General features: G+C 44.4%; 12 protein-coding genes. 7 read left to right on the top strand and 5 right to left on the bottom strand.

Going from position 1 to position 13102, the window contains the following annotated elements:
• Positions 1 to 89: 89 nt before the first annotated feature.
• Positions 90 to 632 carry a cysteine hydrolase family protein gene (locus tag F6K51_RS11670; RefSeq protein ID WP_293020457.1) on the bottom strand — a complete coding sequence of 181 codons (543 nt, stop codon included), beginning with the start codon at positions 630 to 632 and terminating at the stop codon, positions 90 to 92.
• Between the two features lie 550 nt (positions 633 to 1182).
• Here F6K51_RS11670 and F6K51_RS11665 point away from each other — a divergent pair.
• From F6K51_RS11665 to F6K51_RS11655, 3 genes are all read left to right on the top strand, one after another.
• Positions 1183 to 3366: an ATP-binding domain-containing protein gene (locus tag F6K51_RS11665; RefSeq protein ID WP_293020456.1), complete on the top strand. Its 2184-nt coding sequence runs from the start codon at positions 1183 to 1185 to the stop codon at positions 3364 to 3366.
• Positions 3367 to 3838: 472 nt separating this feature from the next.
• On the top strand, positions 3839 to 5020 hold the full coding sequence (gene hpsP / locus F6K51_RS11660; protein WP_293020455.1) for a hormogonium polysaccharide biosynthesis glycosyltransferase HpsP: 1182 nt from the start codon (positions 3839 to 3841) through the stop codon (positions 5018 to 5020).
• Positions 5021 to 5122: 102 nt separating this feature from the next.
• Entirely contained in the window at positions 5123 to 6016 is an 894-nt protein-coding gene (locus F6K51_RS11655; RefSeq protein ID WP_293020454.1) for an SPFH domain-containing protein, read from the top strand.
• 314 nt (positions 6017 to 6330) lie between these two features.
• On the opposite strand, the gene F6K51_RS11650 is transcribed toward F6K51_RS11655, so the two are convergent.
• The 4 genes from F6K51_RS11650 to F6K51_RS38400 form a co-directional block, all read right to left on the bottom strand.
• Positions 6331 to 7788 carry a zinc ribbon domain-containing protein gene (locus tag F6K51_RS11650; RefSeq protein WP_293020453.1) on the bottom strand — a complete coding sequence of 486 codons (1458 nt, stop codon included), beginning with the start codon at positions 7786 to 7788 and terminating at the stop codon, positions 6331 to 6333.
• 196 nt (positions 7789 to 7984) lie between these two features.
• Positions 7985 to 8956 (bottom strand): chlorophyll synthase ChlG, encoded by a 972-nt coding sequence (gene chlG, locus F6K51_RS11645; protein ID WP_293020452.1) that lies wholly within the window; start codon positions 8954 to 8956, stop codon positions 7985 to 7987.
• A gap of 9 nt (positions 8957 to 8965) precedes the next feature.
• Complete coding sequence (locus F6K51_RS11640) at positions 8966 to 10066, bottom strand: ArsA family ATPase (RefSeq protein WP_293020451.1); 1101 nt, start codon at positions 10064 to 10066, stop codon at positions 8966 to 8968.
• A 42-nt stretch (positions 10067 to 10108) separates the two neighbouring features.
• A complete protein-coding gene (locus F6K51_RS38400) occupies positions 10109 to 10429 on the bottom strand; it encodes a DUF2862 domain-containing protein (RefSeq protein WP_364303448.1) in 321 nt (106 codons plus the stop codon).
• A gap of 11 nt (positions 10430 to 10440) precedes the next feature.
• Here F6K51_RS38400 and F6K51_RS11630 point away from each other — a divergent pair, with 11 nt between their 5' ends.
• From F6K51_RS11630 to F6K51_RS11615, 4 genes are all read left to right on the top strand, one after another.
• On the top strand, positions 10441 to 10584 hold the full coding sequence (locus tag F6K51_RS11630; protein ID WP_293020450.1) for a hypothetical protein: 144 nt from the start codon (positions 10441 to 10443) through the stop codon (positions 10582 to 10584).
• 19 nt (positions 10585 to 10603) lie between these two features.
• Positions 10604 to 11299 carry a class I SAM-dependent methyltransferase gene (locus F6K51_RS11625; protein ID WP_293020449.1) on the top strand — a complete coding sequence of 232 codons (696 nt, stop codon included), beginning with the start codon at positions 10604 to 10606 and terminating at the stop codon, positions 11297 to 11299.
• Positions 11300 to 11319: 20 nt separating this feature from the next.
• Positions 11320 to 12369, top strand: a complete 1050-nt coding sequence (locus F6K51_RS11620; RefSeq protein ID WP_293020448.1) for an FkbM family methyltransferase — start codon at positions 11320 to 11322, stop codon at positions 12367 to 12369.
• 149 nt (positions 12370 to 12518) lie between these two features.
• Complete coding sequence (locus F6K51_RS11615; protein ID WP_293020447.1) at positions 12519 to 13067, top strand: hypothetical protein; 549 nt, start codon at positions 12519 to 12521, stop codon at positions 13065 to 13067.
• Positions 13068 to 13102: the final 35 nt, after the last annotated feature.

Raw genomic sequence — 13102 nt, 5'->3', positions numbered from 1 at the left:
TAGGGGGGCGAAATTTGCTGTAAACAATTCATCTTATTGTTATCATTCTTGAATAACGAATCGCACTGGTTGTTATCTCGGATCAATCCCTACGAAAAATCCGATAAACTAATCACATCAGCATACGCAAAACCCAAAGCATTCATAAATGCCCCATGTACGTCTTTAGCGATAATAGTCTGATTCCCAAAAACCAGATCTCTAGTCGCACAGGCATCATGAACTACCTTACACTTAAAACCCAAATCAGCAGCAGCGCGAGTGGTAGCATCAATACACATGTGACTCATGGCACCGCAAATAACTAGCTGTTCAATCTCAGCTTGTTTGAGTTGATCCAGCAACGTAGTTTCCCGAAAGCTATTGGGATAATTTTTCGGGATTACAGTTTCACCAGGAAGGGGTTTAATACTCTCATGGATTTCAACTCCTTCAGTACCTCGGATAAAGAAGCCTGCATTAGAATCAGCTTCAAAAAAGTGCTGTATGTGAAACGTTGGCAACTTGTTTGACCGAAAATGCTCTAGTAAATGTTGATAATTTTGACTAGCTAAATTCATCCCCACTAGTTCCATAGAACCACCAGGAAAGTAGTCCTTCTGAATATCTACTAGTATCAGAGCTGTCTTCATTGCTATTCTCCGCCCCTGTTTTTACTCAAGCCCTTTATATTATAACCCACATTCCGCCGGTAGTAGCATAGGACTAAGTACTACAACTCTCGAACAGAATTTATAAGTTATTTTTGGTCTGGAAATTTTTATCATCCTGTATGATTGGCTAAACCTTTTATTTTTCGTTTCATTGGAATTCCCTGCACCCTGTATTCCATAGCTGACAATTTGGGAACTCTACGGTTAGGACTGTATAAAGCAGTATAGCAGTTCTCAATTAGGTGAAGTACTTTCCTCTTGGGTTTGAGGGAGCTTCCGAGCTGGGAGTAGGGAAAGACAGGGAAGTGTGGGAGGTATGGGAGATGTGGGGAGATGGTAACGCGCTATAGCAATACGGATTTAATCTACCGTTTACCATACTTATGAGGTACACAGGATTTTATCCCGATTCCCGATTCCCGATTCCCGATTCCCTACTCCCTACTCCCTACTCCCTACTCCCTATTCCCTAAAATTGTGTACCTCACCTTAAAAGCGATGTAAATCTTACCAGAGGAAATTAGCCCAAATGTCGGTTATCGATACAGATCAGGGTCGCAAATTTATTACCACTGAACCGATCACAGAAAGTGAAGAAACAGGAAAACAAAGAGTGTGGGATGCCACTCGCAGTGCTTTTTCAGAACGCAATTGTATTGGCTACTGGCGCTATCCTATTTTTTCTAAAGTAGGGGAAATCTCTAAAGAGCCTGATATTTTAATTACTGATCAAGACCTTGGTCTAGTAGTAATTGAAATCCAATCTATCACCATTGATCAAATCATTACTATTGATGGTGATCAGTGGCAACTCCAAAACTGTTCCACCACTGAAGCACATCCCTACCAACAAGCTGAACATCAGTTAAAAGCAATACTTGCCTTTTGCGATCGCGAACCTGCTATTTGGCGCAAAGTTACCGGAAGGGCGATGATTGCTCTTCCTCTAATTACTCAAGAACAATGGCAACACCACGGTTTTGACCAACTGCCAGACTGTCCTCCCATTATCTTCCAAGACCAACTCGGTAAAGTTGGCTTCCTAGAGTGTATTCAAGAAAGTGAATCAGTGATACCAGGAGAAGACATAGATGATCAGCAGTGGAAGTTACTTTTAGCCGTGATCAGCGGAGCACCTATTTTCCGTAAACCTCTGCGTAGCCTAGTCTCTACCGAAGGCAAAACGCGCGCTAATGTTGTAGCCGCTTACACCCAACAACTCTACGAATTAGATATGCAGCAGGAACACATTGGTAAAGAAATCCCTCCTGGGTTTCAGCGGCTGCGGGGGATTGCGGGGTCAGGAAAAACAGTGCTGCTATGCCAAAAAGCTGCTCATATGCACTTGAAGCACCCAGACTGGACGATTGGGTTAGTGTTTTTTAGTCGCACCCTCTACGACTTAATGATTGGGTTAGTGGATCGATGGCTGCGTCGTTTCAGCAATGGCTATATCCAGTATGACCACAAGACTAACCACAAACTGCGAGTGCTTCATGCTTGGGGTGCTAAGGATCAGCCTGGTTTATACAGCACAATTTGCCAGTTAAATGGGGCTAGACCCAAATCCGCTCGGGATACTCGGGAAAGACAGCCCAATCGTGGTTTAGCAGAACTTTGTAAACGGCTATCGGAAGAAATCAACATTGAACCCTGCTTTGATGCTATTTTAATTGATGAAGGACAAGACTTAGTTACTGAAGATTATTTAAAATTCCAGGGCAAACAAGCAATTTATTGGCTAGCTTATCAAGCCTTACGACCCGTTAACCCAGAACAGCCAGAACAACGGCGCTTAATCTGGGCTTATGACGAAGCTCAAAGCCTAGACACCTTAAAAATCCCTACCACAAAAGAACTGTTAGGTGAAAATCTCAGCCGACTTTTGTCACAAGGACCACAATACCCCGGTGGTATTAAAAAATCTGAAGTTATGCGGCGCTGTTACCGCACTCCTGGCTCAATTCTCACCGCTGCTCATGGGCTCGGAATGGGGTTGCTACGTCCTGAGGGCATGCTAACTGGAATTACCAGAAAGGAAGATTGGGAAAAAATTGGTTATGAAGTCAAAGGTAACTTTATTCCCGGTCAACAAATCACCATCCATCGTCCAAAAGAAAACTCCCCCAATCCCGTTCCTGAATTGTGGAGCGCACCAGTATTAGACTTTGAAACCTATGGCTCTCGTCAGGAAGAAATGAGTGCTTTGGCAGATAAGATTATGCATAATCTGGTTGATGATGACCTTAAAGCCAGTAAAGAAATCTTAGTGCTAGCTTTAGGGTCCACTTCCGAAGCAATTGAATTAGAAAATCATGTCGCTGTTGTTTTGATGGAGCAAGACATTGATATTTATATTCCCACGGCATTGGAGTTGAATGAACTAAAGCCTCAATGGCCCCACGTTGATCGCGATCGCTTCTGGAAAGATGGTGGAGTAACCATATCTCGTGTGCCCCGTGCAAAGGGTAATGAAGCGGATATGGTGTATGTGGTCGGTGTTGATAATGTTGCCAGGAAAGAGAGTGATGTCAGTTTGCGTAACCAGCTATTTGTGGCATTAACTAGGGCGCGGGGCTGGGCAAGTGTCAGTGGAGTGGGTGACTATTCCATGTATAGCGAAATCCGCCAGGTCATTGAGAGTGGCGATACCTTCACCTTTACCTACAAGCGACCTCTGAAGCGGGATATTGGTGACCTTGAAGAAGGTTAACCGTCACAACTGTTGAACTTCCGAATAGGGAACAGGAATCCTTAAGCTATCAGCTATCAGCTATCAGCTACCAGCTTTGGAATAAGCGATGCAGAGGTGCGACCCGTGGCGAATTTAATTCGCCTACGGAAAGCGCACCATTACGGTCTTGGGAAGGCAGCGCGGTCTTGGGGGTTCCCCCCATGAGCGACTGCCGTGGTTTCCCCCACTCGCTATTGCATCAAGACAACAAGTAAGCATTGGAATAATGCTGAGTTACCTCAAGCGCGTCGTTCGCACAGCGTGGCCATTCGCGTAGCGTGGCCAAAGCCTGTGCCACAAGGCTGACGGCACCTCAAGTAGCGTGAGCTTTTAGCTGACGGCTGAATGCTTACCTAAAGGTTGCTCAATGATGGCGTAAGCTCGTGATTGCTCCTAAGGTTGATTAGGAATAGTGCTATCTTTGACCCAACTTGCTATTAAGAAATATCCCATGCGAATTTTACAAATCGTCCCGTCGATTTCCCTGGTATATGGTGGTCCGAGTCAAATGGTAAAGGGACTATCTCAGGCTCTGGCATCTCAAGGGGTAGAAATTACAGTACTAACTACTAACTCTAATGGGGATGCTGGTCAACCCCCTTTGGATGTACCCCTGGATCAACCAGTAGAACAGGATGGTTATCAGATCAGATACTTCCGTTGCTCTCCCTTTCGCCGCTATAAATTTTCCCTGGGCTTATTACGCTGGCTATGGCAACACGCCTCAGAATTTGACCTTGCCCATATCCATGCCTTATTTTCCCCAGTCAGTACAGCAGCGGCTACCATCGCCCGAAAACAGGGATTACCCTACCTATTGCGTCCCTTAGGTACCCTTGATCCAGCAGATTTGCGGAAGAAACAACAGCTAAAGCGCATCTATGCCGCACTGTGGGAGAAACCGAATTTAGCTGGAGCAGCTGGTATACACTTTACCAGTCAACAGGAAGCTAAGATTTCGGAACGTTTTGGGACAGCATCCCCTGATATCGTGATTCCCTTAGGAGTAACGCCGCCAATCCAGCCACAACTCCAGCAACAACAGGGGAGAGCACGTACTGAATTGAAGATTCCCCATGACCAACCCTTAGTGTTGTTTATGTCTCGTATTGACCCAAAAAAGGGATTGGATTTACTTATTCCAGCTCTAGAAAAGCTATTAAACGAGGGACTCCAATTTCACTTTGTCTTGGCGGGAACTAATCCTCAAGACCCTAATTATGAAAATACTATCATAGACCAGATCAAGGCTTCAACTCTATCATCAAATACTACCATTACTGGTTTCGTGACTGGTGACTTGAAAGCAGCATTGTTAAAGGATGCGGACGTATTTGTCCTGCCATCTTACTACGAAAACTTTGGGATTGCGGTAGCGGAAGCGATGGTGGCTGGGACAGCAGTGGTGATTTCTGACCAAGTCCATATTTGGGAAAACGTCAAAGATGCTGAAGCAGGATGGGTGAGTGCTTGTGAGGTTCAGGCTTTGACTAGACAGTTACGGGAAGCCCTGCAAAATAAAGAGGAATGCCAACTGCGGGGAGTCAAGGCTCAGGAGTATGCTTTAAAGCACTATAGTTGGAATGCGATCGCACAACAAATGATTCAGGTTTACGGTCAAATTAGTCATTAGTACCCGCAAGGGTACTGTCAAACCCCCGATAAACCAAGCAAAATAGACTTATCAGCCAATTAACTAAAACAACAAAGAGCAATACACAAACGATACATGCAAATGGAACGTATTCAGGAAATTCCTACCTTTAAAATTAATGGTTTTGCTGCTCTGGTAGGGATTATTGCGATCGCTAGTTTTGGTGTGTGGTTAGGTAAAGGTCTAGTCGGGTTTTCCAATATCAACGACTTATTTCTCTATACCAACAACTTATTTGGTATTGGTCTAGTGATCGTAGCCTTGGTTGCCGTAAAAGGCTTTCTGACTGTGCAGCCTAACCAAGCCCGAGTGCTAGTGTTTTTAGGCAGCTACGTTGGTAGTGTCCGTACCTCTGGCTTTTGGTGGGTTAACCCTTTCGCCTCCAAGCAACTGGTTTCTCTACGAGTGCGTAATTTCAACAGTGAGAAGCTGAAGGTAAATGACGCGAAAGGGAACCCCATTGAGATTGCTGCGGTAGTTGTCTGGCGAGTTGTAGACTCAGCCAAAGCCACATTTGACGTCAATTCCTATGTAGATTTTGTTGCCATCCAAAGTGAGACCGCTATCCGTGGTTTAGCCAGTCGCTATCCCTACGATACTAATCAAGAAAACCTAGCGTCACTAAGAGGCAGCCCCGAAGAGATTGCAGCAGCTCTCAAGGAAGAATTACAGGCTCGCTTGGAGGTGTCAGGTGTCGAGGTGATTGATAGTCGTATTTCCTATTTAGCCTACGCTCCAGAAATTGCCCAAGTCATGCTACGGCGTCAGCAAGCTCAAGCTATTATAGCAGCTCGTCAAGAAATTATCGAAGGTGCCTTGAGCATGGTGGAAATGTCCATCAAGCGGCTGAACGATCACCAAATTATTGAGCTAGACGAGGAAACAAAAGCAGCAATGATTAACAATTTGCTAGTGGTTTTGACTGCTGAGCAAAATATACAACCTGTGGTCAATACTGGTAGTCTTAAACTCTAAGCTATCAGCAATCAGCGATCAGCTATAGCAGAAGTCAGAAGTCAGAAGTCAGAAGCGGTGCGACCCTGGTGATTAAAAATCACCATCAGAATGCGCACCAAGAGAGTCAAACTCTTGCGCTTACTTAGGTTTGAGACTTTTGTCATTTCCTAACTGCCCTGGCGACTGCTATATCAGCTGGGATACTCTTAAACCGTAATAAAACAGGATAAACCCGGATTAAACGGTCAAGGTGCAATGTATTGTTGCCTGAGTAAGGGGTGGTAAGCGCAGTAATTGGAGTTGAACCTCCCACCCATCTTTCTAGGCGTTCCTCACATCCCGGGGAGGAGTTGCTTGAAAGCCTTAGTTTTGCTATGTTTACAATCAAGCCAGCCAAGCTCAACTGCATCAAGCAAACTAAGTCCCATCCCTTTCAAGTAACGCGCGGTACGACGCAACAATACTGCCTGAACCTCGGTCTTGTTCATATACCGAGTAATTTCGAAGTCCGTACCCCGAGCAAGGATGTTCAATGCAGCATTGTGGTCAGCCTGCAACACGACCCCATTGAATCTGGTAAAACTGTCTCCGCTCCGCACCCCCAACAGGGTTCCGGTCACGGAGTCAATTTGCGACGTGTAACTAGGCTGGACTTCTGTGACAACTGACCCAGTCCAATTAGCCCACTTCTGTAAGGAGTCCCGCATTTCCCCCTTCATCCAACTATTCAGTTTGCGGGACATGGTTTTGGACTGGCGTTTATTTTTTATTGGTTGTGTTAAATCTTCCGCAAAAACTTTCAACGATTCACCATTGAAAAGAGACTTAGAAGCGGCTCCTATAATGGCTTTAAGTTCCGATTGGTCTTGCCTATATCGCTTATTTTCCGCCTTTCTACCAAGATTATTCTTCAGTATTCGAGCAGATCTAGATGGATTGAGTTCCTCTAGCTTTCTATGAAGTGCCCATAGTTTCCCTCTCTTGCGATTCTTGGCACATATTCGTTTCTGTTTCTTGGTAGTTTCTTTCCCCAGTCCCTTCCCATGTGCGTGACCATCCGAATCATAGAAAGCTTCGGTGTATCCCTTGTCTACTCCTACACTCTTGAGTTCCGATGGTATTTCTACGGTTCCATGGTCTACTAGAAAATGAATCTCAAATCTTTGCAAAACGTGATTATGTATCAACCGAATCTGTCCTTTCAGTTTTCGGTTAGATCTAACGATTACCTTGTTCCTTTTTCCTCTTCTCAACCCAGCTAACTCTAACTGATAAGTGTTGCGAGAAAGTTGCTTACAGGTATAACCTCCCTGTTGATAGACTATTTGGTTCTTAACCCAAGAATGCCCACGTTGGTATTCCTTCCTGACGAACCTGTGTAGTAGAGGATTTTCTAGGAAAGCTAAAGTTTTGAGCTGTCTACAAAGCTCTTTTCTTCTCTTTTGGTTGTATGTACCAGAGAACCTTTTGTAAATCCTTTTGACAACTGCCTCAGTGCAAGCTGCTTGTTGGGCTGTGATTGCTTTCGCTACATCACTGACCGTCCATTCCATTAGTTTTGAAGGTAGTCCCAGGGATTCGGGAGTCCTAAAACTCCTTACTTCTGGGTACGCCTTTTTCCAATCTAGTCCCCAATGGTTAATACTTCCCAGCTTGTTGTAGGACTCAGCCCTGACGATACCCAGCTTTTTCATTACCTGCAGCAATTCAAGTTCAACCGACTTTGTCATCCCTGCCACAGGGACGACTTGAGTCGATATCCTTTTTGTTACTCCTTCTTTTCTTGGCATCGTTAGAGCTGGGTTCTACACTTATATTATACTCTAGCGCTAAGGAAATGTCAATATCCATTTTGTGGTATTAAATACCGATTTATCCCTATTTTTAAGGGTTTAATTGCGAGGCGAATTAAATTCGCCACGGGTCGCACCTGAGGTACACAGGATTTTTTCCCTATTCCCTATTCTCTATTCCCTGTTCCCTATTTTAAATGGCTCCATGACCCAAAGCCAAACCAGCAACTAGCATCCCTAGTACCAAAAACGGTTGCGCACTAGCCTGGTATTTGACATCATTTTTCAGGGGGTCACGGAGAAAGTACATATCCTGGAAGGTGATTTGGGGGATGATTAATAGGATCAGGATAGCAGCGTAGAGGTTCTGATGAATGCTGATTAAATAACCAGCAATCCCTGCTTGAAATACATCAATCATCACCACACAAATCCAAGCTGCTGTGGTAACACCAAACATGACCGGTAGGGATTTTAAGCCCAATTCGCGATCGCCTTCCACACTCTTGAAATCATTGACTACTGCAATACCTAACCCTGCCAGGGAGTAGAACAGGGTCAGAATCATAATAGTCAGGTTAAGATGACCAAATAAGCCATGACCTGCCCACCAAGGAAGGGCGATATAGCTGGCACCGAGAGCATAGTTTCCCAGCCAACCATTTTTTTTCAGTTTCAGGGGTGGGGCAGAATAGATATAGGCTAGAAAGGCACCGCCTAGGGTAAGACAGGTGAGTGTCGGAAATTCATGACCAGCCCAAACATCGAGTCCGTAGCTAAGAGCGATACCTGCTAGGAGTAGCACCACAATCTGGGTGATCACCTGGGGGATAGAGATGGCTCCTGATGGGATAGGACGGTAAGGTTCATTAATGGCGTCGATTTCGCGGTCATAGAAATCATTCAGGGTTTGGGTATACCCTGCCATCAACGGACCAGAAAGCAACATACAGGCGGCTGCCATCAGAAGGTCTTCGAGTGTCCAACTGTAGCCACCGGAGGAAGCAGCACCACACACTACCCCCCACATCAGGGGTATCCAGGTAATTGGCTTCATCAACTGCAGGCGAATCTTCCATAGGTTGCTTTCACCAGGAGCTGCGCCTTTCATACCCAGTAGCTGACGGGTTTTGGCACTTTGTTCAGTTAGATTTTCTTCAGCCATAGCAACTACCTAGAATGAAATTATCAAATAGCCATCTTGAAACTTAGCCCCTTTGACGGATTGACCACTAAGTTGTGGGGGAAGCAGGATATTATGCCGTTGATCCCCCGCTTCAACGGTGACTTCTGGACCGTATTGGGTCAGTTTCACCTGCTTTTTGTTAAAACCTGGTAAGAATAAACGAACGTTGCGACCAGGAATGTCGATAGTCATAGGTCTGGGTGCCTGGGATGCCTGTTTAAAATCTGGCAGGGCATCGATCAGGGATTGCCAATCTTCCCCTGGTGGGGAAGTGGGAAGAGTATTAACGACTAGAGGGGCAAATTCCGATTCTATTGCTGGGGTTACCGGGGTTTGGTTTACCACCACACCACCGACAGTAACACCCACTTGTTGGGCACTACCCCACAGATACTTGGCTGTGGCAATGGCTACGGGGTCATCGGTAGTGACCAGATAGGATGCAACCCGATTGGGATCTGCGATCGCATTTTTTCCATCCTCCAACATATTGTTGGCCTGATTCGTTGATTCACCAGCAAAGTCCTCACTCGTCCATGACACATTTAGAATGGCGCTAGTGACTGGTTGGATAAAGGGGGAAATGGCTTTGCCCAGGTCAGAATCTGCCATGACTTGGCGAAATCTACGACTATACCAACTGATAATTTCTGGCATTCCCAACATTCTCAGGGTAGCTTGAGAGCAGGTGCCATCGTAGATGATCGCGTCATACTGACCGCTTTGGTAGTACTCCCGAAGGGCGTTGAGGGCTAAAGCATGATCCATCCCCGGTAAAATGCCCAGTTCTTGACCATAGACATTTTTTAGGGTAGGCGATCGCAAATATTGCTCCTCTAGCTTTTTGACATCTTCCCAGCTGCGTTCCAGTAGTACTGTAGTCATTAGCTGTACTACCCGGAGGTTAGGACTTATTTCCACCGGGTCAGACGTTGGGGATAGCCCCAGTAGCAGTCCAAAGCTAGGACTTGGGTCTTGTCCTACCAGTAGCACTCGTTGACCGAGGCTCGACAGCTGCTTAGCGGCAGCAATTGCCACAGTAGTGCGACCTGTGCCGCCTTTACCCAGAAATGTTAGAATCCGTGCCATAGTGCAAGTCTCGTGCCTCGGTGCGATCGCGTTTATTAAAATCTAGTCTACGATTTTCAATTCATCCTCAAAGAACCAGGTAGAGCTGTTGTCCTCAAATTTCACCGTTACGCCCACTCCACTGCCATCGGTCATTTTATAATCTGTGATCGTGCCTATTTGTCCCAGTTTATTTGCGATGTTGTTGCCTACCCGGTCTCTTAGACGAAACACTTTTACTTTTTGCCCAATTTTCATTGCTACTAGATCATACGATAAACCACCCCTCAGTTTACCGGAATCTGTCGCGATCGCATCAGGGAAAACTGTCATAAGTTCCACTGTTGCCCCTGGGACTGATATCAAGTCCGGTTGAATACCCATAATCTAAGGAAGTGTCGGAAGTGTCGGAAGTGTCGGAAGTCTGCGCGGGTAGTCTGAGGGGGGTAGAGGTAGCTGCCTCTTGCCTCTGTTCACTACTCCCTACTCCCTACTCCCTACTCCCTACTCCCTTTGCTATACAAGTTTGTTATCAATAATTTTATCGAAATTATAACCATGTTATTTGATGAACCTTACTATATTGCGATTAATCAAGCCCGCTGGGCTGTAGCGGAAAACATTCTCAATCAGCTTAGAATCAATCAAGGATTAAGTTTTACCACTTGCATTGACATCGGATGTGGTCCCGGTTGGTTTTCTGAAAAGCTGGTGAATTGGGGAGTAAATGTAATTGGTTTAGAGGGGAGACAAGAACTTGTTGAAGAGGCTAGTAAACGGGTAACTGAAGCTAAGTTTTATCAGGTTGATGTTGAATCTACCCCACAGATGTCTCAATTTGCTGGAGCAGACTTAGTATTTTGCTTCGGCTTGATCTATCATACAGAAAATCCATTCAAAGTCATTCGTAATTTGCAGTTATTAACCAAAAAAGTGTTATTTATTGAAAGTATGAATGTCCCCTTAAATGAACCAGTTACCTATCTAGTTGAAGAAGGCAAAAATGAAACCCAGGGCTTAACCTACCATGCCATGATTCCTAGCCGAAGCTGCTTGCTGAAAATGCTCCAAGTTTCAGGATTTCCATATCTATACGACTATCAGGGTTATGTAGACCATGAAGATTTCTGGGAAACGGAGACCAAGCACCAAAGACGCCGAATATTTTTAGCATCTACAGTAGACTTACAAGTCAGTGATTTAGTTCCCTCACCCGAGATTGTCACACCAAAGTATAATTTTGCTAAACAATAACTAGACGAGTTTACGAATTAATGGATAGTCAGGAAGAGCATTTACCTAGCCATGAGTCCATAAATGAGTTGGAGAAGATGGAGATTTATCTTCAGGTATTCCATCATTTTCTGCCTCAGGCGATGGATTTTCCCAACTTGGCGGTACCCTACACCTTGTTTTTGCGATCGCTTCGAGAAAAACTCCATCCAGCAGGGGTCCGGGATATCCAAGCAGTGAACTTGCCATCAGGCTTGACATTCCATGTTGATGTCGGGGATCGACTAGGGTGTGACTTTTTCTATGGCCATTACCAAGAATACTTTGATGCCCAACTCTTTTTAGGTCTGCTGGATGCCAATTCCATTGTGCTAGATGTAGGAGCAAACTTTGGTTACTACGCCGTATCATCAGCTACAAAATTAACTCCCAGCGGTTGTGTTCATGCCTTTGAACCTAACCCAGATGCCTACCAGCTTTTACAACAGAATGTAGAAGTTAACCACTTACAACAGTTAGTTTCTTGCCATGACCTATGCATCGGTGCTGAAGATGGAGAAACAGACTTTTATATTACCCAGGAATCCGCATTTAGTGGTATGGATGATACTAAGCGGTCTGTCTTGCGTGAAAAGCTCAGAATTCCAGTGCGTAGTCTAGACTCCATACTTCCAGAGTTGGGATTATCCCAAATAGATGCTATCAAGATTGATGTAGAAGGATACGAATTTGCGGTATTAAATGGTGCTATGGAAACCATTCAGCGCTCACCAAATCTAGTGATCATGATGGAAGTGAGTGCCAAGAATCTAAATGAGCAGCGACGGGAAGCATTGATGTCCTCTCTTGTGAATCTTTACAATCAAAACCTCCGGGGCTGGATCGTAGATTCTAACCCAAGAGTACTAAAATCTATACCAACTCCAGAAGCAGCACTAACGTTAGGGAGTGCGACAAGCGCTAATTTATTCCTAATGGTTTCTGGCTCAGAGCGTGAACATCAATTGAGTAAAGTCTATCATAATTTACAGACACAGGAAGATAGTAATCAACTCAAAGAACCTGATATAGCGTTTGGATATCGGTTGTGAACATACTTCCAAAGGCCAAGAGGCAAAAGGCAAAAGGCAAAAGGCAATAGGTTACTGTGATCTATCTTTTTTATTTGATTTCAGAGATGATTATTAGTAAACTGGAAATATATTATATACTATAATTATGAGGTACATTCAATAAAATTATGCTAAATCAATGGAATTGGGAAAAAACAACTACTGCAATAGGCTTGATTCTTGCCGCTGTTGGTATTGTCGTCGGTCTTTTTACATCAGAAATCAGATGCTTGATTCCAATTATTAACCAAACTTGTCCAAAAGGGCATTGCAAATCGTTATTCAACGATAATCCAAGAATTGAAGCAAAATATAATCGTACAGACCTTAAACATTTAGAGTTGGGAGAAGTCGAAAATCTAGAGATAATAGAAAGAAATAACGATACATTGGTAACAGGTATAGTGTATCTTCTTGATCATCCATATTCTGGAAACAAGAACCTAGAAAAAATATCAGTAACAAGTGGTAACTATCCTCATAAGTTTCCCAACCCTGTAAGATTTCAAATCAACTATAATAAAGACGATCAATTTGTTTTAGATTGGAATGATGTTTCAGGCACAAAATTAGAGGGTAAGGGGGAATGTCAAAATGCTAAAATAGCAACAGGAAGGCTGAGATACCCCAACGGGAAGCATGCTTACAATGTAATGTTTGAACGTATTCAACAATAAAACTCTGGAAATTAGAAAACGTGTCCTTGATTTAC

The organism is Moorena sp. SIO3I8, from assembly GCF_010692325.1.
Classification (GTDB): domain Bacteria; phylum Cyanobacteriota; class Cyanobacteriia; order Cyanobacteriales; family Coleofasciculaceae; genus Moorena.
The sequence above is the reverse complement of the archived record's forward strand: the minus strand, read 5'-3'. Positions and strand labels throughout refer to the sequence as shown.

Excerpts from the sequence above, each read along its gene's own strand:
- F6K51_RS11650 (WP_293020453.1), bottom strand. The coding sequence starts at position 7,788 with ATGCCAAGAAAAGAAGGAGTAACAAAAAGGATATCGACTCAAGTCGTC.
- F6K51_RS11670 (WP_293020457.1), bottom strand. The coding sequence starts at position 632 with ATGAAGACAGCTCTGATACTAGTAGATATTCAGAAGGACTACTTTCCT.
- hpsP (WP_293020455.1), top strand. The coding sequence starts at position 3,839 with ATGCGAATTTTACAAATCGTCCCGTCGATTTCCCTGGTATATGGTGGT.
- F6K51_RS38400 (WP_364303448.1), bottom strand. The coding sequence starts at position 10,429 with ATGGGTATTCAACCGGACTTGATATCAGTCCCAGGGGCAACAGTGGAA.
- F6K51_RS11615 (WP_293020447.1), top strand. The coding sequence starts at position 12,519 with ATGCTAAATCAATGGAATTGGGAAAAAACAACTACTGCAATAGGCTTG.
- F6K51_RS11620 (WP_293020448.1), top strand. The coding sequence starts at position 11,320 with ATGGATAGTCAGGAAGAGCATTTACCTAGCCATGAGTCCATAAATGAG.
- F6K51_RS11655 (WP_293020454.1), top strand. The coding sequence starts at position 5,123 with ATGGAACGTATTCAGGAAATTCCTACCTTTAAAATTAATGGTTTTGCT.
- chlG (WP_293020452.1), bottom strand. The coding sequence starts at position 8,956 with ATGGCTGAAGAAAATCTAACTGAACAAAGTGCCAAAACCCGTCAGCTA.
- F6K51_RS11640 (WP_293020451.1), bottom strand. The coding sequence starts at position 10,066 with ATGGCACGGATTCTAACATTTCTGGGTAAAGGCGGCACAGGTCGCACT.
- F6K51_RS11665 (WP_293020456.1), top strand. The coding sequence starts at position 1,183 with ATGTCGGTTATCGATACAGATCAGGGTCGCAAATTTATTACCACTGAA.
- F6K51_RS11625 (WP_293020449.1), top strand. The coding sequence starts at position 10,604 with ATGTTATTTGATGAACCTTACTATATTGCGATTAATCAAGCCCGCTGG.